This is a genomic window from Tundrisphaera macrotermitis, from assembly GCF_051175315.1.
Taxonomy (GTDB): domain Bacteria; phylum Planctomycetota; class Planctomycetia; order Isosphaerales; family Isosphaeraceae; genus Tundrisphaera.
Genome location: NZ_CP195100.1, coordinates 5,092,110 through 5,112,425 on the forward strand (window position 1 = coordinate 5,092,110; position 20,316 = coordinate 5,112,425).

General features: G+C 70.6%; 16 protein-coding genes. 14 read left to right on the top strand and 2 right to left on the bottom strand.

Going from position 1 to position 20,316, the window contains the following annotated elements; translation table 11 throughout:
• Positions 1-235: 235 nt before the first annotated feature.
• From TA3x_RS20665 to TA3x_RS20680, 4 genes are all read left to right on the top strand, one after another.
• On the top strand, positions 236-2,137 hold the full coding sequence (locus tag TA3x_RS20665; RefSeq protein ID WP_435016565.1) for a M1 family metallopeptidase: 1,902 nt from the start codon (positions 236-238) through the stop codon (positions 2,135-2,137).
• A gap of 14 nt (positions 2,138-2,151) precedes the next feature.
• Positions 2,152-3,690, top strand: coding sequence for a xylulokinase (gene xylB, locus TA3x_RS20670; RefSeq protein ID WP_435016566.1), 1,539 nt, complete (start codon positions 2,152-2,154; stop codon positions 3,688-3,690).
• A gap of 3 nt (positions 3,691-3,693) precedes the next feature.
• Positions 3,694-5,781 (top strand): ArnT family glycosyltransferase, encoded by a 2,088-nt coding sequence (locus TA3x_RS20675; protein WP_435016567.1) that lies wholly within the window; start codon positions 3,694-3,696, stop codon positions 5,779-5,781.
• Positions 5,782-5,956: 175 nt separating this feature from the next.
• On the top strand, positions 5,957-6,223 hold the full coding sequence (locus TA3x_RS20680; protein WP_435016568.1) for a hypothetical protein: 267 nt from the start codon (positions 5,957-5,959) through the stop codon (positions 6,221-6,223).
• A 70-nt stretch (positions 6,224-6,293) separates the two neighbouring features.
• Here TA3x_RS20680 and TA3x_RS20685 read toward each other — a convergent pair whose 3' ends face one another.
• Positions 6,294-7,283, bottom strand: a complete 990-nt coding sequence (locus TA3x_RS20685) for a YgfZ/GcvT domain-containing protein (RefSeq protein ID WP_435016569.1) — start codon at positions 7,281-7,283, stop codon at positions 6,294-6,296.
• 33 nt (positions 7,284-7,316) lie between these two features.
• Positions 7,317-8,471, bottom strand: a complete 1,155-nt coding sequence (locus TA3x_RS20690; RefSeq protein WP_435016570.1) for a lactate racemase domain-containing protein — start codon at positions 8,469-8,471, stop codon at positions 7,317-7,319.
• 267 nt (positions 8,472-8,738) lie between these two features.
• Here TA3x_RS20690 and TA3x_RS20695 point away from each other — a divergent pair, with 267 nt between their 5' ends.
• The 10 genes from TA3x_RS20695 to TA3x_RS20740 all read left to right on the top strand — a co-directional run bounded on the left by TA3x_RS20695 (position 8,739) and on the right by TA3x_RS20740 (position 20,263).
• Positions 8,739-9,380: an RNA polymerase sigma factor gene (locus TA3x_RS20695; RefSeq protein WP_435016571.1), complete on the top strand. Its 642-nt coding sequence runs from the start codon at positions 8,739-8,741 to the stop codon at positions 9,378-9,380.
• 46 nt (positions 9,381-9,426) lie between these two features.
• Positions 9,427-10,584: an anti-sigma factor family protein gene (locus TA3x_RS20700; RefSeq protein ID WP_435016572.1), complete on the top strand. Its 1,158-nt coding sequence runs from the start codon at positions 9,427-9,429 to the stop codon at positions 10,582-10,584.
• A gap of 22 nt (positions 10,585-10,606) precedes the next feature.
• Entirely contained in the window at positions 10,607-11,587 is a 981-nt protein-coding gene (locus TA3x_RS20705) for an ABC transporter ATP-binding protein (RefSeq protein ID WP_435016573.1), read from the top strand.
• A gap of 2 nt (positions 11,588-11,589) precedes the next feature.
• Positions 11,590-12,354 carry an ABC transporter permease subunit gene (locus TA3x_RS20710; protein ID WP_435016574.1) on the top strand — a complete coding sequence of 255 codons (765 nt, stop codon included), beginning with the start codon at positions 11,590-11,592 and terminating at the stop codon, positions 12,352-12,354.
• A 9-nt stretch (positions 12,355-12,363) separates the two neighbouring features.
• A complete protein-coding gene (locus TA3x_RS20715; RefSeq protein WP_435016575.1) occupies positions 12,364-14,175 on the top strand; it encodes a Gldg family protein in 1,812 nt (603 codons plus the stop codon).
• 37 nt (positions 14,176-14,212) lie between these two features.
• Positions 14,213-16,594, top strand: coding sequence for a DUF4340 domain-containing protein (locus TA3x_RS20720; RefSeq protein ID WP_435016576.1), 2,382 nt, complete (start codon positions 14,213-14,215; stop codon positions 16,592-16,594).
• Between the two features lie 89 nt (positions 16,595-16,683).
• The gene (gene def, locus TA3x_RS20725) at positions 16,684-17,289 is read left to right on the top strand and encodes a peptide deformylase (RefSeq protein ID WP_435016577.1); all 606 of its coding nucleotides are present in this window, start codon (positions 16,684-16,686) and stop codon (positions 17,287-17,289) included.
• 17 nt (positions 17,290-17,306) lie between these two features.
• A complete protein-coding gene (gene fmt, locus TA3x_RS20730; RefSeq protein ID WP_435016578.1) occupies positions 17,307-18,272 on the top strand; it encodes a methionyl-tRNA formyltransferase in 966 nt (321 codons plus the stop codon).
• A 240-nt stretch (positions 18,273-18,512) separates the two neighbouring features.
• On the top strand, positions 18,513-19,685 hold the full coding sequence (locus tag TA3x_RS20735; protein ID WP_435016579.1) for a GtrA family protein: 1,173 nt from the start codon (positions 18,513-18,515) through the stop codon (positions 19,683-19,685).
• A gap of 287 nt (positions 19,686-19,972) precedes the next feature.
• Positions 19,973-20,263 carry a hypothetical protein gene (locus tag TA3x_RS20740; protein ID WP_435016580.1) on the top strand — a complete coding sequence of 97 codons (291 nt, stop codon included), beginning with the start codon at positions 19,973-19,975 and terminating at the stop codon, positions 20,261-20,263.
• Positions 20,264-20,316 lie beyond the last annotated feature (53 nt).

A 20,316-nucleotide genomic window follows, 5' to 3' on the forward strand; every position in this document is an offset into this window, starting at 1 on the left:
TTTTCTGGCCGCACCATCCGTATGACCGTCAAAATCGGGCCGATCTACGGTGTTTCGTGGCGACCGTGACGGCCGTCGGCGATTGCAAGAAACGGCAGGGCTGCCTTTCGGATTGACGAAAACGGCCGGGGGCCACGGCCACGAATCTCCCGGACGGCCGGCGACAACTGGTGGACCCGATCTGGCCCGGTTAAAGTCGAGCCTCGGCCGGGGAACGAGGTCGCGAGGCTCATCGATGCGATTCAGGAAGCGGGTTGGATTCGCGGGCATCCTCCTGGGTGCCTCGCTGGCGATGGGGCACGGGATCATGCGTGCGGACGAGGCGAGCCCAGCGGATCGCGATGGCCACTCCTTCTCGCGCCCGGAGGAAGTCCAGGTGCGTGACCTCGACCTCGACCTCACGGTCGACTTCGACCGGAAGGAACTCCGGGGCACGGCGACGCTCGGCATCGAGAGGCCCGCGAACGCCCGGCCCGACGCCCCGCTGATCCTCGACGTCAGGGGGCCGGTGATCGAAGAGGTCGCGGCCGGACGTGACGGTGCCTCATGGGCCCCCGTCGAGTTCGACCTCTCGCAGGGCGACGCGATCCGGGGCCAGGCCCTGACCATCCCGCTCCCCCCGGGTGCGGACCGGGTGCGGATCCGCTATCGCACCCGCCCGGACGCCGGGGCCCTCCAGTGGCTCGACCCGGCGCGGACGGCGGGCAAGGCCCACCCCTTCCTGTTCACCCAGTCCCAGGCGATCCAGGCGCGGACCTGGATCCCGATCCAGGACACGCCCGGCGTCCGGTTCCCCTACACGGCGACGATCCGCGTCCCGTCGGGCCTGAAGGCGGTGATGGCCGCCGATCACCTCCCCGCCGACGCCGATCCGACCGTCTTCCGATTCGCCATGAGGGAGAGGATCCCCGCCTACCTGGTGGCGCTGGCGGTCGGCGACCTGGCCTTCCGCCCGCTCGGCAAGCGGACCGGGGTCTACGCCGAACCGTCGATGGTCGAGAAGGCCGCCGCCGAGTTCGCCGACACCGAGGCGATGATCGAGGCGACGGAGGAGCGGTTCGGCCCCTATCGCTGGGGCCGCTATGACCTGCTGGTCCTCCCGCCCAGCTTCCCGTTCGGCGGGATGGAAAACCCCAAGCTGACGTTCGCCACGCCGACGATCCTGGCCGGCGACCGCTCGCTGGTGTCCCTGGTCGCCCACGAGCTGGCCCATTCGTGGTCGGGCAACCTGGTGACCAACGCCACCTGGCGCGACTTCTGGCTCAACGAAGGGTTCACCGTTTACCTCGAACGGCGGATCATCGAGGCGGTCTACGGCCCGGATCGGGCGAAGATGGAGGCCCTGCTCGGCTTCCAGGAACTCGGCCACGAACTCGCCGAGTTGAAGCCCGCCGACCAGATCCTCCACATCAACCTGGACGGCCGCGACCCGGACGACGGGATGACCCGGGTCCCCTACGAGAAGGGGGCCCTGTTCCTGTCCGAGCTGGAACGCGTCTTCGGCCGGGATCGGTTCGACGCCTTCCTCAAGGGCTACTTCGATCGCCACGCCTTCCAGAGCATCACCACCGCCGTCTTCGTGGCCGACCTCCGGGACCGCCTGTTCCCGCTCGACCCGGAGAAGGCGGCGAAGATCGACCTGGATGCCTGGATCGAGGCGCCTGGGCTCAAAGCGGCGTTCGTCGCCCCGACCTCGGACCGGCTCGACGCCGTGGACCGCGCGGCCAAGGAATGGATCGAGGGGAAGACCCCCGCCTCCCGGATCGCCGTGCAGGGCTGGACCACCCAGGAATGGCTTCGTTTCCTCCGGGCCCTGCCGGCCGAGGTCGGGGCCGATCGGCTCGGCGAACTCGATGCCGCCTTCGGGATCACCCGGCGAGAGAACAGCGAGATCGCCGCCGAATGGCTGGTCATCGCCATTCGCAACCGCTATGCGGCCGCCGACGATCGGCTCGAAGCCTTCCTCACCTCGATCGGCCGTCGTAAGTTCATCCTGCCGATCTATGCCGAGTTGATTCGCACCCCCGAAGGGGCCGAGCGGGCGCGGGCCATCTATGCGAAGGCCCGGCCCGCCTATCATCCGATCGCGATCGATTCCGTCGATCGCCTCCTCTCCACCACCAATCCGGTCCGCTGACGGGGGTTCGTTCCTTGAGCGTCACGCTGGGCATCGACATCGGGACATCCGGGACCAAGACGATCGCCATCGACGAGACGGGGGCCATCCTCGCCTCGTCGTCGGCCGAGTACCCCTGCGAGCACCCCCGGCCGGGCTGGTCGGAGCAGGACCCCGAGCACTGGTGGAGGGCGACCGTCGCCACCGTCCGGGATGTCCTGGACAAGGGGGGCTTCCGGCCGGCCGACGTGGCGGGGGTCGGCCTGAGCGGCCAGATGCACGGCTCGGTCTTCCTGGACGCGTCGGGCCAGGTGGTCCGGCCGGCCCTCCTGTGGAATGACCAGAGGACCGGGGCGGAAGCCGCCGAGATCGAGGCCAAGGCGGGAGGGCGGGAAGGGCTGGTGCGGCTGGTAGCCAACCGCGCCCTGACCGGATTCACCGCGCCGAAGCTGCTCTGGCTCCGGAAAAACGAACCCAGCCAGTGGGACCGGGTCCGCCAGGTCCTCCTGCCCAAGGACTATATCCGGTATCGCCTTTCGGGCACGTTCGCGACCGAGGTCAGCGACGCGGCGGGGACGCTGCTCCTGGACGTGGCCAACCGCCGCTGGAGCGACGAGCTGCTGGGCCTGCTCGACCTCGACCGCTCGCTCCTGCCCGACTGCTTCGAGAGCCCCGAGGTCTCGTCGGTGGTCTCGGCCATCGGCGCCAAGGCGACCGGGCTGGCGCCCGGGACCCGGATCGTCGGCGGCGGCGGCGACCAGCCGGCCGGCGCGGTGGGCAACGGCATCGTCCGGGCGGGGGCGGTCTCGGCCACGATGGGGACCTCCGGCGTGGTGTTCGCCCACACGGCCGAGTCGGGCTTCGACCCGCTGGGCCGGCTCCAGCGTGGCTGCCATGCCGTGCCGGGGGCCTGGTGCGTGATGGGTGTCGTCCTGTCGGCGGGCGGCAGCCTCCAGTGGTATCGCAACCAGATGGCCCAGGCCCAGGTCGATGCGGCGAAAAGCCTGGGGATCGACCCCTATTACCTGCTCCAGGACGAGGCGGCTTTGGCCGGCCCGGGCTCCGAGGGGTTGTTCTTCCTCCCCTACCTGACCGGGGAGCGGGCCCCATATTACGACTCCGACGCCCGGGGCTCGTGGGTCGGCCTGAGCGTCCGCCACGGGCGGCCCCACCTGGTGCGGAGCATCATGGAGGGGGCGTCCTACGCCATGCGGGACAGCTTCGAGCTGATCCGCGAGATGGGCGCGTCGATCGAGCAGGTCCGCCTGTCGGGCGGCGGGGCGCGGAGCCCGCTCTGGAGGCAGATCCAGGCCAACATCTACGGCGTGGACGTCCACACGGTCAACGCCTCCGAGGGGCCGGCCTTCGGCGTGGCCCTGCTGGCGATGGTCGGCGCCGGGGTCTTCTCCAGCGTCCCCGAGGCGTGCGACGCCACGATCCGGCTCGTCGACGCCACGTCCAGGGAACCGGAAGTCGCCGCGTTCCATGATCGCGGCTTCGCGATCTACCGCAAGCTGTACCAGGATTTGCGCGAATCCTACGCCGCGATCGCCCGGCTGGTCGAGGGATCCTGAGTCATGGCCCGATCGCGACCGCCCCGGCCCCGGACGCCTCCGCCCGCCCCGGCCTCGGCCCCGCCGGCGACGGTCGTCGAGCCGTCGCCGCCCCGTCCGGCCTACTGGACCCGGCCCAAGCTGGCGGTCGCGGTGGTGCTGCTGCTCGCCCTCCAGTTCGGGCTGGCCGCCGCCAGCCTGATCCAGGAGAACCCGACGATCGACGAGACCGCCCACCTCCCGGCGGGGGTCTCGTACTGGCAGACGGGGACGTTCAAGCTCTACCACCACAACCCGCCCCTGGTGAAGCTGGTCGCCGCCTTGCCGGTCGTCCTGGCGAATCCGGTCACGGCCCCGCTCTACCAGTCCGGGTTCTGGGAACAGAGTTCGCAGTCGACCTTCGGCGAGTACTTCACCCTCGTCAATGCCGACCGTTATTTCGAGCTGTTCGCCTCGGCTCGGATGATGATGCCCCTGTTCACGCTCCTGGGGGGGCTGGCGGTCTTCGCCTGGTCGGCGCGGCTGTACGGCGGGGCGGGGGGGCTGATCAGCCTGGCCCTGTGGACGCTCTGCCCCAACGTCCTCGCTCATTGCCGGCTGGTGACGACCGATGCCGCCGCCGCCTCGTTCGCCGTCGCGGCGACCTATCTGTTCTGGCGCTATCAGAACCGGCCGACCTGGGGGCGCGCCGCGTTGGCGGGGATCGTGCTCGGCCTGGCCCAGCTGACCAAGTTCTCGGCCCTCATCCTTTATGGGCTGTGGCCGACCCTGGCCGTGGTCCGGTTCCTCCTGGGCCGGGATTGGGCGGGCTGGCCGCGCCGGCTGGGCGTCGGGCTGGGGCAGGGGGCGCTGATGGTCGCCCTGTCGATGCTGGTCATCAACATGGGCTACGGGTTCGAGGGCTTCGGCCAGCCGCTCGGCCGCTTCGAGTTCGCGAGCCGGACCCTGACCCGGCCCACGCAGCCGGGGATGGCCCGGCCGACCAGCCCGAACGCGATCCTCGCTGGGGCCTGGCGCTATCGGATCAACCGGTTCCGGGGGACGCCGCTGGCCGCCCTGCCGGTGCCGCTGCCCCGGCATTATGTCCTCGGCTTCGACGAGCAGAAGATCGAGACCGAGGGGATCCCCCGGCACTTCCTCAACGATAACCTGCCGGTCGACGACAGCAAGCTGACCGGCTACCCGGTCTACCTCAACGGCGTCATGAAGCGGTCGGGCTGGTGGTATTACTACCTGGCGACCCTGGCCTACAAGGTGCCCGAGGGGACCTGGATCCTGGTCGTCCTGGCAACCGGGGTATTGCTCGCATCGCCGAGGTCGCGGGCCCTCTGGGCCGACGAGATCGCGGTGCTGGCGATCCCGGTCGGGATCCTCCTGGCGATGACCTTCCTGACCGACATCTGCCTGGGCCTCCGCTACATCCTGACCGCGTTCCCATTCGCGTTCGTCGCGACGGGCAAGCTCGCCCCCTGGGCGATCGGCCAGGCGACCGCCGTCCGGAGGAGGCTGTCCCTGGCGTCGGTGATCGGCCCCCTCCTGCTCACGGCGGCCGCCACCGCCTCGATCCATCCCCATTACCTGGCCTACTTCAACCAGGTCTCGGGCGGCCCGGGGCGGGGCTCGGAGCACCTGATCGACAGCAACCTCGACTGGGGGCAGGACCTGGTCAAGCTGAACCGATGGCTCAAGGCCAACCACCCCGGGGAGCGGGTCGGCCTGGCGTACTTCGGCCAGATCAACCCGAGCGTCTTCCGCGTGCGGGGCGAGGGACTCGACTGGTTCCTGCCGCCCACGCTGCCCGGGACGATGCACCCGATGGCGAAGCCCCCCTCCTACTGGATCGGCCCGGCGCCCCGGCTCACCCCGGGCCTCTACGCGGTGAGCGCCAACCTGGTGCGGGGCCTCCCCTGGCGATTCCACGACAGCTCCTCGCTGACCTCCCCGAGCACCGCCTGGTCGAGTTGCTGGAGTTCCGGCGAAGGGGCGTTCGCCTATTTTCAAAGCATGGAACCGGTTGCGAAGATCGGCTATTCGATCTTCGTTTACCGGGTCACGGCCGAGGACTGCGCGCGTATCAACCCCTTGTGGGAGGCCAACGTCCCCGGGAGATGAAAGCCATGTTTCATCGATCCGCTCAAGTTCGGTATGGGTTGACCCGAATCCATCGAGAGGCGATGATTCGGCGACGGACGCCGGGTTGCCGGCCGGGCCCTGTCTGCCCGCGGTCGCGCCGCCACGTGTGGGTGGCTACCGACCACCCCGCACTCGGTCTTCAGGAGGAAAACCGATGACTTTCGAGCAGTGCCAGGCGAACTTGATGACGATCCGCAACCGCCAGGGGACCCAGTGCCCGGTGGTGAAGGTCGCCTACAACGGGACGTTCTACCAGGGTCGTTTGACACGAGCCGACAGCGATCCCGAGAACCGCGGCGACTCCCCGTCGCCGTTCGGGCTCCTGGTCCTGGAAAGCCTCGGCCTCGGCCGGGGGCCCGAGACCATCCTCCAGATCGCCGACATCCCGGCCGACGGGATCCGCGACATGAGCGCCGCCTGATCGCGGCCCCAATTCACGATCGACGCAACGCGGCGGCCCCGACTCGGACGAGTCGGGGCCGTTCTTCGTTTCATCCCCCGGCGGGCGGGGTCATGGGCAGGTCGGCGACCACCGCCGCCACGGTTTGGCCGCCCACCTCCACGGCCAGCGACGTGCCCGGGTTCGCGTGGGCGACCCGCACATAGGCCAGGCCCACGACCGCACCCCCGCCGATCGCGGGGGCGGCCGAGGTCACGGTGCCGGCCGCCTTGCCGTCGGCGCCGACCAGCGACGCGCCGGGGGCCGGCGGCGTCGACCCCTCGATCCTCAGCCCCTTGAGGATCTTGTTGACGTGGCCCAGGGCATCGAGCCGGGCGACCGTCTCCTGGCCGAGATAGCAGCCCTTCACGAAGCTGATCGTCGCCCGGTCGCGGCCGACCTCCTGGGGCAGGTTGTTCGGGGTCACGTCCCGGCCGGAGATCGGCGTGCCCGCCTCGATCCTCATGGCCTCGAACACCGCCGGGTCGAGCGAGGCCGTCCCGGACGCCCGCCCCAACGCCGTCCGCACAGAGTCCGCCGCCGCGAGCGGCCCGATGAGCGTCAGTCCCGGGACGCCCGCCGGGGCTTCCCGGACGAATCGCAGCGAATGGCCGGCCCATTCCGCCTCGGCGATCGATTGGTCGGCATTGGCCAGGCCGTCCAGCTTCGCGTCATGCACGATGTCCTCGGCCAACCGGCCGAAGGCGTGGATCTCGAACGTCTGATCGGTGATCTCCTCGATCGCGACATCGTCGAAGATGCTGTATTTCTGGAGATGGCCGAGGAAGACCGTCGACTCGCCGACGTCGCTCCGAAGCAGGGTCGAAGCTTTGAGAGCGGAGAGGGCGACGTAAGCGAGCGTCTTCCCTTGCGGCGTGGTGATGAACGCCTCGCAGCCCTGGCCCTCGACCAGCTTCTTGATGTCGTTGGTGACCAGGTTGTGGAGGAACTTGGCGCGGTCGGGGCCCTGGACCTCGATGCGGACGCGGTCGGATCGGTCGATCCAACCCGACTCGGGGCGGCTGGCGGCGGGCGTGGTCATGGTGGTGGATCGATCAGTCGAGGGTATGGGGGGTTAAGCCGGCTCGTCCTGGATCACGACGCGGGCCCGCTCGGCCTGGCCGATGAAGATCGACGACGGGGAGCGATCGGCGAGCTTGCGGGCATCCTCGCGGCGGTCGACGGCGATCAGGCCGAGGTCGTCGACGAGGTCGGCGTCGAGGTTCGAATGGAGGTAGACGTCGGCCCAGGCGACCGCCGAGGCGATCCGGCGGGCGGCCAGATAGTCGGGCTCTTTTTCCAGCCCGCGCAGGCTTGCGGTCGCGGCCCGGGAGTCGTCGGCGGCGGCCATGCGTCGGATCGCGACGCCCGGCTCGTCGTCCACCCGGGCCAGGGCCACGATCTTCCCCCCCCGGCGGACCGAGCGCGAGGCGGCGGCCAGGCCGAGCGTCAGGTCGTCGATCGTGGAGGGCCGATCCGGGGTGCCGATCCCGACCACCACGAGGTCGGCGCGATCGGGGAAGGGGCGGGACCAGGCGGCATCCACGGCCTCCGGGCCGCGTTCTCGGACTGACGCATCCAGCCCGGCCACCACGGCGATCGGCCCGGCCGTCCCGGCCACCACGCCGACCTGGAACTGCGAGCCTAGCAGCCAGCTGACCTCGACCGACTCGGCGAACCCGGGGCGGGGGCGGTCGCGATCGGGTGGGTCGTCCACGGCCAGCGACCGGAATCGGGCCTGGGTGTCGCGGTCGCTCAGGCCGGGATAGAGGGTCGACCAGGGCCCGCTGTAGCCGAGCGCCGGGTCGTAGCCCATCGGCCCCAGGGCCACCACGATGTCGGCGTCGGTGAGGATCCGGTTGAGGTAGACGCGATGCCCTTCCTTGGTGCTGGCCAGGTAGGCGATCCCGTTCCGGTCGTCGGGGTCGTGGACGACCCAGTTGACCCCCTCGGTCGGGCCGACCTGCGGGCCGGGCCCGGTGGCCACCACGGTCACGTCCTCGGCGCCGGCGGAGCGGGCCGCCTCGACCAGGACGTCCAGGACCGTCGCCAGGCCGGGCATCGCCGGGTCGACCGGGATGGCGACGTGGTCGCCCGGCACGATGGCGCTGGCCATCGGGGGGAAGTCGATCGGCCGCTCGATCGCCGACCGGGTCGCGTCCGCCAGGTCCGGCGCGGCCAGCCCCTCGGTCGGGCCGTTGCCGTGGCCGACCACGCGCTCGTCGTCCACCGTGAATTCGAGGGGCCCATCCCGAGAAACGACCGCGATCCTCATAGCCCCGTCCGCCCCCGATCCCGCGCAGCGATGGCCGGCCGACCCGGCCGTCCCCGATGCGGTCATGATAGGTCGGTGGCCCCTCGCGGGGCAAGGCGTCGCGGCGGGCCGCGCCGTGCGTTACAATCGAAGCTCACATCGAACGACTTCGTCGAGATCATTTCGGGACGGTTGCCGGACGATCCGGGAACTTCGCGCCGGGGCGAGCGTCAAAGGGTTCTGATGACCGGGTGCAACGACGACAACTCCCTCATCGAGGCGTGTCGGGCAGGTCGGACGGAGGCGTTCGGGGTGCTGATCCAGCGTTATCAGGATCGGCTCTACCCGACGATGCTCCGGCTGACCGGCGACGCCGAGGATGCGCTCGACCTGCTCCAGGACGCGTTCCTTCGCGCCTTCGAGAAGCTCGACCGGTTCCACGGCGACAGCTCGTTCTACACCTGGGTGTACCGGATCGCCGTGAACCTGGCCCTGAGCGGGCGACGGCGTCGCCGCCTGGTCATCCGATCGCGGGGGGGGGCGCAGCACGACCCGGCCGAGGTGGCCGACGACCTCGACCAGTCCGACCCGACCCTGCCGATCGAGCGGAGGGAGCGGGAGGACCGGGTCCAGCGGGCCCTGGACTCCCTGGCCCCCGACCATCGCGCCGTGGTGGTCATGAAGGAATTCGACGGGCTCCGGTACGAGGAGATCGCCGCGATCCTGAACGTCCCGGTCGGCACGGTGAGGAGCCGGCTGCATCGGGCCCGCCTGGACCTCCGCGAGAAGCTTATGGGCGTCGCCGTCGAGGACCACAACTCGCCCGCGTCGGCCCGACACGCCGCCCGGCCCCTGCTCGGATCGCCCGGACCCGCGAACGGATGAGGCACGAGGCCCCGACCCCACCCCTGGCCTTCGACCATTCAATCCCATGAATCTCGACGACGACACACTCCTGTCCGCCTACCTCGACGACGAGCTCGACCCGGCCGACCGCATGGCCGTGGCCTGGTCGATCGAGTCGAGCCCGCCCCTGGCCGGCCGGCTGTCCGACCTGGCCGCGACCCGGGACGCCGTCGCCGGGCTCGGGCGGCCCGGGATCCCGCGCGACCTGGCCCCGGACCTCCTGGCCCGCATCGCCTCCCGCCAGGCGGCGCGGCCCCGGGCCGGGTCGCGGGCGGCCTCGGTGCTCCTGGCCGGGGGCTTCGTCTCGATCGCCGCGAGCCTGCTGGCCGCGATGTTCTTCGTCTACCGGGCCACGCACGACCTCGACCGCCCGACCCTGTTCGCCTTCTTCCCCAAGGCTACCCCGGCCAAGGCCCCGGCGGCCCCCCGGGCCAAGCCGCCGACCGTCCCCGAGCAGCCAGCCTCGCCCGCGGACGGCGCCCCGATGCTGGCGAGGCTGGCCGCCCCCGCGACGGATGCCGCAATCCCGCCGCCCCCGGCCTCGCCGACGCCGACGCCGGTGGCCCTGATCCGGGAGGCCGCCGATCGCGGCAAGATCGCCGGGATGCTCGAAAGGCCCGACGTCCATCGCATCCTGATCGTGACCGACGTGATCGACGCCGGGGACCGGGTCCGCTCGCTGATCCAGCGGGACATCCGCAAGCACCCCGACTTCGGCCGGATCACCGTGTCCGAGGGGATCGTGATCGACCCCCGCCACCCGGGCGAGGCCGACGTCTTCACCCTGGTCATGGACGGGCGCGAGTCCGAGCCGTTCCTGGGCAAGCTGGCCCGGGCGTTCCCCCGGACCGACGTCGTGGTGGAGCCCCGGCCCGACCCGTTCATCCTGACCCAGTTGGCGGAGGTGGGCGAGGCGTCGGTGCTGCCCGGCCTCGCGCCCAACTCGCCGAGCCTGCCCCTGGTCCTCGCCATGGAAGACACGCCGGGTACCCGGGCGTCACGGGAGGACGGGCGGGGGTCGTATACCTTGCCGGACATGGACACCATCGCCGGGATCGACGGGTCGCTGGTGGTCCAGGATCCCGACGGCGATTCGCCCCGGGGGGCCCCGACCCGGTTCCCGACCAGCCCCGGCCCGGCGACCTACCTGGTCTGGGTCGCGCGGACCACGGCCCGCCGATAATTCTCCCAGGGGACGCGACGCGATGAGCGACGGGCCGACCATGATCGATGTCGAGCGGCTGAGCAAGAGCTACCACGCGACCCGGGCCGTGGACGGCCTGACGTTCCGGGTGGGGACCGGCGAGATCGTCGGCCTGCTCGGCCCCAACGGCGCCGGCAAGACCACGACGATGCGGATGCTGACCACCTTCCTGGCCCCGACCAGCGGCCGGGCCGTGCTCGCCGGGCACGACGTCCTGGATGACCCGCTCGGGGTCCGCCGCCGGGTCGGCTACCTGCCCGAGAGCGTGCCGCTCTACGGCGAGATGCGGGTCCGCGAGTACCTCGACTTCCGCGCCCGGCTCAAGGACGTCCCCCGGTCCAAGAGGCGCTCGGCGATCGACCATGTCCTGGACCGCTGCCAGGTCCGCGACGTCGAGCGGAGGACGCTGGGCCACCTGTCCAAGGGGTATCGCCAGAGGGTCGGCCTGGCCGACGCGATGGTCCACGACCCGGACATCCTGGTGCTCGACGAACCGACGGCGGGCCTCGACCCGATCCAGATCCGCGAAGTCCGCGACCTGATCCGCGAGCTTGGCGACCGCCACACGATCCTGCTTTCCACCCACATCATGTCGGAGGTGGAGGCGGTGTGCGGCCGGGTCCTGATGATCGTCGGCGGCCGCCTGGCGATCGACGAGAAGCTCGACCAGATCGACGACGGGACGACCGTGGTCCTGGAAGCCCGGGGGCCCGCCGCCGCGATCCGCAAGGCGATCGAGAAGGTCGACCGGGTCCGCAAGGTCGCGGTGATCGAACAGGATGAGGGGCTGGTCCGAATGGAAGTCCAGGGGCGCGACGGGGCCGACGTCCGCGAGGCGGTCGCCGCGTGCGTGGTCCGGGGGGGATGGGGCCTCGCGATGCTCGACCAGAAGCGGTCCACGCTGGAAGAACGATTCGTCCGCGCCGTCCACGAGGCGAGCCTCGCCGATGACGCCGCCGCCCCCGCGATCGAGGCCGCCTGACCATGCGCCACGTCCCCACCCTGCTGCGTCGCGAGCTTTCGAGCTACTTCCTCGGCCCGATGGCGTTTTTGATCCTCCTGGCCTTCCAGGTGGTCGCCTGCCTCAACTTCTGGAACCTCGTCGATGCCCTGTCCGTGTACGGCCGGTCGTTCTCGGGGATGCGCGACCCGCTCAACTCCTACGTGACCGAGAGCATGCCGTTCTGGATCGGGATGATGGTGGCCATCCCCGCGCTGACCATGCGGCTGATCGCCGAGGAACGGCGGGCCGGCACGCTGGAGCCGCTGCTGACCGCCCCGGTGACCGAATCCGAGGTGGTGGTGTCCAAGTGGCTGGCGGGCGTCGGGATGTACCTGATGCTGCTGGTCCCGTTCGGGATCTACCTCCCCTTCCTCTATTACCAGGGGAACTATCGGTTCGATCTGGGGCCGGTGATCGCCCTGGTGATCGGGCTGACGACGATGGGGATGATGCTGGTGTCCATCGGCCTGTTCTTCAGCAGCCTGACCCGCAACCAGGTCGTGGCGGCGATCAGCACGTTCGCCGCGTTCTTCCTCCTGATCGTCCTGACGGCGATCGGCCACGGCTATGCGGTGGCGCAGAGGGCGAGCTGGGCGGACGCCATCCAGTATGTTTCGGTCCTGGACCAGGTTCGCGGCTTCGGCAGCGGCCAGCTCGACCTGCGGTTCCTGGTGCTCCACCTTTCGGCCTGCGTCCTGATGCTGTACCTGACCGTCAAGGTCGTGGAATACCGCCGCGAGGGGTGATCGTCGACCATGATGTTCCTGTCACGCATCGAAGTCTGGGCGAGCTTCCTGGGTCTGGCGGCCTTCCTCGCCCTGTTCTGGATGATCCGGGGCGCCCCCGTGGGCCAGAAGGCCCGCGACGAGCCCGACGCCGACGCGCCCGGGCCGGGCTACCGCGATCGGCTCATCGTCGCCACGGTGATCGGCTTCCTCCTGATCGTGGCCGGGGCGTTCCTGTTCGTCGCCTCGGGCGTGCCGGCCTCGCTGGCGGCGTTCACGCTCGGGTTCGGGACGATCCTCGTCGTGATCCGGACGGCCCATCGCCATCGCCACAGCAGCCCAACGATCCGCCGCGTCCTCCGGTTCTCGAACACGGCGCTCACCGCGTCTCTGCTCGGCGGGATCCTGGTCGTGGCCAACGTATTCGCCTTCAAATACGGCGGGCGGGCGATCGACCTGACCCGGGACCGCGCCTATAGCCTGGAATCGCTCACGCTCAACCAGCTCACGACGCTGGAGAAGCCGGTGACGATCATCGCCTTCCACGGCAATTCGGAGGGCTCGGTCCGCCGCCTGGAGCGGATCATCCAGCTGCTCGACCAGTTCAAGACGGCGAACCCCCGCGACGTAAGGGTCGAGACCCTGGACGTGATCCAGGACGCCCGCGAGTTCGAAGCCCTGGTGAAGCGCTATCCCGACGTGGCGGCGACCCCCGGCGACGGCGTGGTCGTGATCTACGGCGAGGGGGAGACCGCGCCCCACGCGGTGCTGGGCACCGGCGAGCTGTTCGAGCGGTCCGCCTCGCGATTCGATGCCAAATCCGACCGCTTCGTCTCGACCTTCCACGGCGAGGACGCGATCACCTCGGCGATCGTCCGGCTGCGCGAGGGGAAGCGGTCCAAGGTGGCGTTCGCGACCGGCCACGGCGAGGCCTCGATCCAGGATGTGGACCCGCGCCAGCCCGGCCCGGGGATCTGGAAGGGGCGGATGAGCGCGATGGGGACCGACGCCGTCGAGGTCAATCTACTCCACGACGACATCCCGGTGGACGCGGGCATCGTCGTGGTCGCGGGCCCGAAAACGCCGTTGCAGACCGAGGAGGTCGACCGGATCAAGGCGTTCATCGGCCGGGGCGGGTGCCTGATCGTCCTGGTCGGCAACGCCGGGCCGAGCGGGCTGGAAGAACTCCTGCGCAACTACAATGTGGAGGTCGGGCCGGGGCAGATCGTCGACCCGACCCACTGCCTGGAAGGGCGTCCGGGCCTGATCTACGCCCCGATCCTGGCCGGCAGCAACCACCCGGTCGTCGACACCCTCCAGACCCGATGGGCCCTGCTGCCGGGCGCGGCGCCGCTGTCGATCATCGGCCCGGAGGCCGTCCTGGGCCAGCCCGGTTCGGGCGCCAAGGCCAACCCGGGCGTCTCGACCGTGCCCCTGATCCGCACCACGCCCGACTCGTGGGCCGAGTCCGACCCGGTCGGCCGCCCGGCGCGCGACCCGTCCGAGAAGGCCGGGCCGCTGATCGTGGGTGCGGCCGCGTCGATCAAGCCGGCCGCCGGCGGGGAGAAGCCGACGCCCCGGCTGGTCGTGTTCTCCAGCCCGCTCCTGGCCGACAACCCGTACCTGGCCCGCAACCCGACCAATCTCGACCTGCTGATGAATTCCGTCTTCTGGCTCCGGGGCCGCCCCGAGCTGCGCGGGCTGCCGGGCAAGACGCACGAGAGCCTGATGTTCTCCGCCTCGCCCAACCTCCGAGGCCGCCTGGTCCTGGTCCCGACCCTGATGGCGATGGTCGTGGTCCTGGGGTTGGGCGTGACCATCTACCTGTCGCGGCGGGACTGACCGGGCCGCCCCATCCCAAGATTCGGACACCTTCGCGATGAAGAACCGCGGCAACCTGCTGCTGATGGGCGTGTTCCTCGCCGGGATGCTCGGCCTGTGGTGGGCCGACCGCGCCCGCATCCCGACCCGCGTGGACCGGGCCCGGGCCGAGGGCCGGGTCCTCCCCGCGCTGCTGGACACCCGCCCCGAGGAACTCCGCCGGATCGAGATCGTCGGCGGCCCGGCCCCGATCGTCCTGGAACGTCGCGGGGCGAACAACGACCGCTGGCAGATGATCTCCCCCCTGGATGTCGCGGCCGACCCGTCCAAGGCCGAGGCGCTGGCCTTCAACCTCAAGTCGTTGGCCCGCCGGCCCGAGACCGAAGCCCGCCAGGCGGGCAGCCCGGACTCGTTCGGCCTGGCCCCGCCCGAGCGGACGGTCCGGCTCTGGGGCACGGCCGCCGACAAGCCCCTGGCCACCCTGGACATCGGCCGCATCAGCCTCGACCGCCGCTTCGTCCGGCCCGGCGGTTCCGGGACGGTCGAGGCCGTGGACGCCCGGATGCTCGGCCTGGTGGACATCCCCCCGGCCCAGTGGCGGGACCGCGAGATCTTCCGCGTCCCGTCGTTCGAGGTCGACGCCGTGACCATCCAGGCGTCCGACCGGCCCGAGGCGCTGAAACTCCGCCGCGACCGCGACGCCTGGCGGGTCGTGGCCCCGATCCGAGCGCTGGCCGACGGGAGCAGGATCGACGGCCTGGCCGCCGACCTGGCCGCCCTTCGGGTCATCGACGACGGCCGATTCGTGGCCGACAACGCCAGGGACCTCGCGAAGTATGGCCTCGACAAGCCCGCCCTGACGATCACCGTCGAGGCCGGGCGCGATTCCCTCCGCCGGACGCCGCAGATCCTCCACGTCGGCAAGCCGATCCCCGGCGCGCCCGGCCAGGTCTACGCCCGCCGCGACGACCAGGACGACGTGATCGCGCTGGACGACCGCACCCTGAAGGGAATCGTCGCCAACCCCTCCGCCTTCCGGGACAACCACGTCGCGGACATCGACCCCAACCGGGTCGACGCCATCGAGATCGAGGCCAACGGCCACACGTTCGCGCTGGGGAGGCACGGCAAGAGCTGGACCCTGACCGAGCCGCAGACGGCCCGGGCCGACATCCCGGCCGTCGCCGCGTTCCTCAAGTCGCTCGACGAGTTGCAGACCGCCGCCTTCCTGCCCAAATCGAGCGTGCCCGACCCCGGGCTCGATGCCCCGTCGGTGGTCCTGCGGGTCTGGCAGGCGCCCTTGCCCGGCGCCTCGACCGATTCGGGTTCGTCCGGATCGTCCTCGCCGCCGCAACTCACGCTGAAGCTCGGCCGCCGCGACGCGGCCCGGAAGACGGTCTATGCGATGACCGAGGATGATCCCAACTCCGTGCTGGCTCTGCCGGATTCCGCGGTCGACTTCATCCCCCGGAACTCGCTCGGGTTCCGCAATCGGCTGGTGCTGGCGATCGCCCCCGACCAGATCGACCGCGTGGCCTTCGAGTCCGAGGGGAAGACGACGGTCATCAACGCGCCGATCTTCCGGATGGACGGGCCGGGCAAATCGCTGGGGTCGTGGTGGATGGGCCAGCCGATCACGGCTCCGGCCGACATGGAGTCGGTCGAGCGGCTCCTGAAACTCTTTTCCGGCCTCCAGGCCGATAGCCTGGTCGCGGACCAGGCCGACGACCCGAAGAAGTACGGGTTCGACCGCCCCTTGCTCAAGGTCACCGCCTCGCGACCGGCCGCCTCGGCCGGTGGCAAGAACCCGCCGCCCGGCGTCGGCCCGCTCCGGGTCGTCCCGGACGAGCTGACCCTGCTGATCGGCAAGGCGGTGCCCGACCGACTGGGCGTCCATTATGCGATGATCGTCGGCGAGCCGCTGGTCTTCACGGTCGGCGGCAACGTGCTGGTGGTCCTCGACTCCGAGTGGCGCGACCACCGGATCATGGCCTTCTCGGCCGACGAGGCCCGCCGGGTGAATGTCGCCTGGCCCGATCGCCGGATCGACTTCGTGGGCAACGGGGAGCCGAAGGCGGATGCCCGCGTCTGGGGCTTCGCCGGCGCCGTGGACGCCCCGGACTTCGACCCGACCCAGGCCAAGGCGCTGGTCGCGGCCCTGTCGGACCTCAAGACGACCCGGTATGTCCAGTATGAGGGGCCGATGCCCGCCGCCATGCGGCTGAATCCGCCCCTGGCCGAGATCCGGGTGGACGTGGCCGAGGGGGACGACCCGCCGCCGCTCCGGCTCGGGGCGCCGACCTCCGACGGCAAGCGGCTGGCGACCGTCGCCCCGGGCGATTCCGGCGCGGTCTTCCTGGTCCCCGAAGCCCTGTTCGGCCCCTGGGCCAGGTCCCCCCGCCACCAGGACGACCTGCCCGAAGACGTGTTCGCCCCCTGACCCGCGCCGGACGGATGGGTTGGCGGCCGGGGCCTCGGGGTTTTATACTGGGCCATCCCATTCGACCGGTTTCGCGCTGGAGTCCCCTCGTGTTGCGGATCGTCCCCTATCCTCACCCCGCCTTGCGCCACGAGTCGCGCCCCGTGACCAGCATCGACGATGCGCTCCGGGCGAGCGTGCGCGAGATGTTCGAGCTGATGTACGAGGCGAACGGGATCGGTCTCGCGGCCAACCAGGTCGGCATCCCCCTCCGGTTCTTCGTCCTGAACCTGTCGGCCGACCCCGAACAACCCGACCAGGAGCAGGTCTTCATCAACCCCGAGATCGTCAAGCGGCACTCGTCGACCGAGGGGGAAGAGGGCTGCCTGAGCTTCCCGGGCATCTATGCCAAGGTCAAGCGGGCCCGCAAGATCAAGGTCCGGGCCTTCGACCTGGCGGGCAATCCGATCGAGGTGGAGGCCGACGACCTGTACGGCCGGGCGATCCAGCACGAGATCGACCACCTTGACGGCGTCCTGTTCATCGACCACCTCGGGCCGGCGACCCTGAAGTCGATCGAGGGGAAGATCCGCGACATCGAGCTTGGATTCCGCAAGGATCAGTCCGAGGGGACCTATCCCGACGATGCGGCGATCCGGGCCGGCCTGGAAGCCCCGGCGGCCGAGCCGTCGAACCGGGCCACCGCCGAAGCCTGAACGAGGCCGATCCGACCATGCCGCTCCCGCCTCGCCTCATCATGCTCGGCACCGGCGACTTCGCCCTGCCCACGTTCGAGCACCTCCACGACGCCGGGCTCGACGTCGCCGCCCTGATCACCCAGCCCGACCGCCCGCAGGGTCGTAAGCAGGAGTTGATCCCGAGCCGCATCAAGCAATCGGCGCTGGCGCGGAGCGTCCGCGTCGAGCAGCCGGAGGACGTGAACGCCCCGGCTGCGCTCGACCTGATCCGCTCCATCGGCCCCGAACTGCTGGTGACGGCCGCCTATGGCCAGATCCTCTCGGCCGACCTCCTGGCCCTCCCGCCGCTGGGCGGGATCAACCTCCACGGGTCGATCCTCCCCGCCTATCGCGGCGCCGCCCCGGTGGCCCGGGCGATCCAGAAGGGGGAGGCCGAGACCGGCGTGACCGTGATCCGGATGACGCCCAGGATCGATGCCGGGGGGATGATCGCCTTCGCCCGGACCCCGATCGCGCCCGACGAGACCTCGGGTGAGCTGGAAGCCCGCCTCGCCGCGATCGGCGCCCCGCTGGTGGCCGAGGCCATCGCCGCCATCCTCGACGGATCGGCCCGGATCATCCCCCAGCAGAAGGCCCGCGTCACGAAAGCCCCCAAGCTCCGCAAGGAGGATGGGCGGATCGACTGGACCCAACCGGCCCAGGCGGTCCACAACCTGATCCGCGCCATGCAGCCCTGGCCGATCGCTTCGACCACCTGGCACCGCCCCGATGGCCCGACCCGGCTGATCGTCCACCGATCGGAGCTGGCCGAGGGGTCGGGGCGACCCGGCCAGGTCCTCGAAGCGATGGGCGACCGGCTGGTCGTGGCCGCCGGGGAGGGGGCCGTCCGCCTGCTCAAGGTCCAGCTCGAAGGGAGGAAGCCCAGCCCCGCCGCCGAATTCCTCCACGGCCACCACCCGCTCGGCGATTTCCTGGGTGATGCCTCGGCGGAACGCCCCTGAACCGGGCCCGGGCGGGGGCGGGATCCTCGTTTGACGGATTTTCACGCGTTCACTATGATTGGGCCGGGTCGAACAGGCCCGGGCCCTGGATGCGATCCGCGACCATGACGTCGCGACGCAGTCCGGGTCGACCGATCCGACCCACGTCCCTTCGGGGACGCCCTCCGCCCCGACGGATCCGCGGCATCCGACCGTCGGGCCTCCACCCTCATCGCGCCGCACCTGGGAGCCCATTCCCCGATGACCCGAGTCACTCTGATCGTCGTGTGCGAACCCGGGGCGAGTTGTGCCTCCGATCGACTGCCCGAATGCCGCGACGCATTGCAAGACCTCGGGTATTCGGTCGAGATCCTGGCGTCCGCGGCGGTCCTCGACGGGTTGAGGGAGCAGGATCCCAACCTCCAGGCGCGGCCGATCCCCGGCGACTTCAATGACCTGGCCGGGTCGGCGATCGCCGGGCTGCGCGAGGCGAGCGGGGACCTGCGGATCCTGCTGGATGCCGGGATGACCTACACGTCGGACGACCTGGTGGCCGTGGTCCGCCGGCTGGCGGTCGGCGACGTCCAGATCGCGGTGGCCAGCCGCAACCTGGCCGGCTCGGGGTCGATCGTGGGGCGGCTGTTCGGCGCCTTCGTCCGGCCGCTCCTCGGATCGACCGATCCGTTCTCCGGCCTGATCGGGCTGAAGTCATTGGGGGCCCGGCGGGCGGAATCGGCGTTCCGGCCGGTCGGGTCGCGGTTCGCGCTGGAGATCCTGGCGCGCGTCGAAGGTCCCCGGGCCGACGTGGCGGTCGGGGGGAGGATCGCCTCGACGTCGCGGTGGTCGTTCGACCTGGGGGAGATCCGCCAGGCGAAGCGGCTGTCCGACGATCGATTCGGCAACGTCTCCCGCCTGCTCCAGTTCTGCGTCGTGGGCGCCTCCGGGATGGTGGTCGACCTGACCTTCTACGCCCTGTTCCAGATGATCTTCGCGGCCACGCCGATGGCCGGCCGGGTCGCCCCGCTGGTGGGCGGGCCGCTGGCGCCGGCCGCCGCGGGGGTGGTCGCCGTCGCCCTGGCGTTGACCTGGAACTTCGCGCTGAATCGCCGCCTGACGTTCAACGACGCCAAACGCGGCTCGATCGTCCGGGAGTATGGCCGGTACGTCGTGAGCAATCTGGCGGGCATCATCCTCAGCCTGACGCTCCGGCTGACGCTGCCCAACCTCTTCGGCTTCTTCCGCTCGCACCGGCTGGCGGCGGCCGTGGTGGGGATCGTCGCGGCCACGGGCGTCAGCTTCACGCTGACGCGCTGGTTCGTGTTCGGCCGCCGCGCCGCGCCGGCGCTGTCCGACGCCCCGATGGCCGGGCGGGTCGGGCTGGCGGGCCTATCCCCGGCCGAGTCGACCGGGCATGAGCTGGCGCGCTCGCACTGAGCGTGATTGGGCGCGATCGGGGCGGTGATCCGACGGCCGGGGCGCCAATCTCTCGTTTTTTTACGCGCCTAGCCGACCTCGGCCGCCGCCGCGGCCTACATTCTCCTCCGGACGCCGCGACGCGTGATGGCCCCGCCCGAAGGGGCCGTCGTGCGTGATCGAGGCTGAAGTCCGGCTCGTCGCATCCGGTCGAGGACCGCCCGATTCCTGCGACACGGCGAGCCCGCCGGGCTGATAACTGTCGGCCGCCATCGGCCGTTCGGTACCCGATTGAGGAGCGCCACACCATGAATCCTTCCACCGCCTCCAGCCGAAAGACCGCGGCGACGAACCCCGTCGAGGCCCAGGACTGGACCGACCGCCGGGCCACCGCCCAGGCGCATCGCGCGGCCTCCGCCCGGAATAGCAGCTCCCGACGTCGATTCGTCGATCCCACCACCTGCGAGCGTGATTACACCCAGGCCGAACGCGAGTTCATGCAGGCGATGCAGGAATACAAGCAGAGGAGCGGACGGATGTTCCCGACCTGGAGCGAGGTCCTCGAAGTGCTCCGCGAACTCGGTTATCAGAAGCCCTGAGCCCGGCCTCGGCCGGGGTGGGGGACGGTTGACAATCCGGGGGTCGATCGCCT

What these genes read in the sequence shown, in the direction of transcription:
- TA3x_RS20705 (WP_435016573.1), top strand. Translation starts at nt 10,607, where the DNA reads ATGAGCGACGGGCCGACCATGATCGATGTCGAGCGGCTGAGCAAGAGC.
- TA3x_RS20710 (WP_435016574.1), top strand. Translation starts at nt 11,590, where the DNA reads ATGCGCCACGTCCCCACCCTGCTGCGTCGCGAGCTTTCGAGCTACTTC.
- TA3x_RS20735 (WP_435016579.1), top strand. Translation starts at nt 18,513, where the DNA reads ATGACCCGAGTCACTCTGATCGTCGTGTGCGAACCCGGGGCGAGTTGT.
- TA3x_RS20665 (WP_435016565.1), top strand. Translation starts at nt 236, where the DNA reads ATGCGATTCAGGAAGCGGGTTGGATTCGCGGGCATCCTCCTGGGTGCC.
- fmt (WP_435016578.1), top strand. Translation starts at nt 17,307, where the DNA reads ATGCCGCTCCCGCCTCGCCTCATCATGCTCGGCACCGGCGACTTCGCC.
- TA3x_RS20700 (WP_435016572.1), top strand. Translation starts at nt 9,427, where the DNA reads ATGAATCTCGACGACGACACACTCCTGTCCGCCTACCTCGACGACGAG.
- TA3x_RS20685 (WP_435016569.1), bottom strand. Translation starts at nt 7,283, where the DNA reads ATGACCACGCCCGCCGCCAGCCGCCCCGAGTCGGGTTGGATCGACCGA.
- TA3x_RS20740 (WP_435016580.1), top strand. Translation starts at nt 19,973, where the DNA reads ATGAATCCTTCCACCGCCTCCAGCCGAAAGACCGCGGCGACGAACCCC.
- TA3x_RS20675 (WP_435016567.1), top strand. Translation starts at nt 3,694, where the DNA reads ATGGCCCGATCGCGACCGCCCCGGCCCCGGACGCCTCCGCCCGCCCCG.
- TA3x_RS20715 (WP_435016575.1), top strand. Translation starts at nt 12,364, where the DNA reads ATGATGTTCCTGTCACGCATCGAAGTCTGGGCGAGCTTCCTGGGTCTG.
- TA3x_RS20720 (WP_435016576.1), top strand. Translation starts at nt 14,213, where the DNA reads ATGAAGAACCGCGGCAACCTGCTGCTGATGGGCGTGTTCCTCGCCGGG.
- TA3x_RS20680 (WP_435016568.1), top strand. Translation starts at nt 5,957, where the DNA reads ATGACTTTCGAGCAGTGCCAGGCGAACTTGATGACGATCCGCAACCGC.
- TA3x_RS20695 (WP_435016571.1), top strand. Translation starts at nt 8,739, where the DNA reads ATGACCGGGTGCAACGACGACAACTCCCTCATCGAGGCGTGTCGGGCA.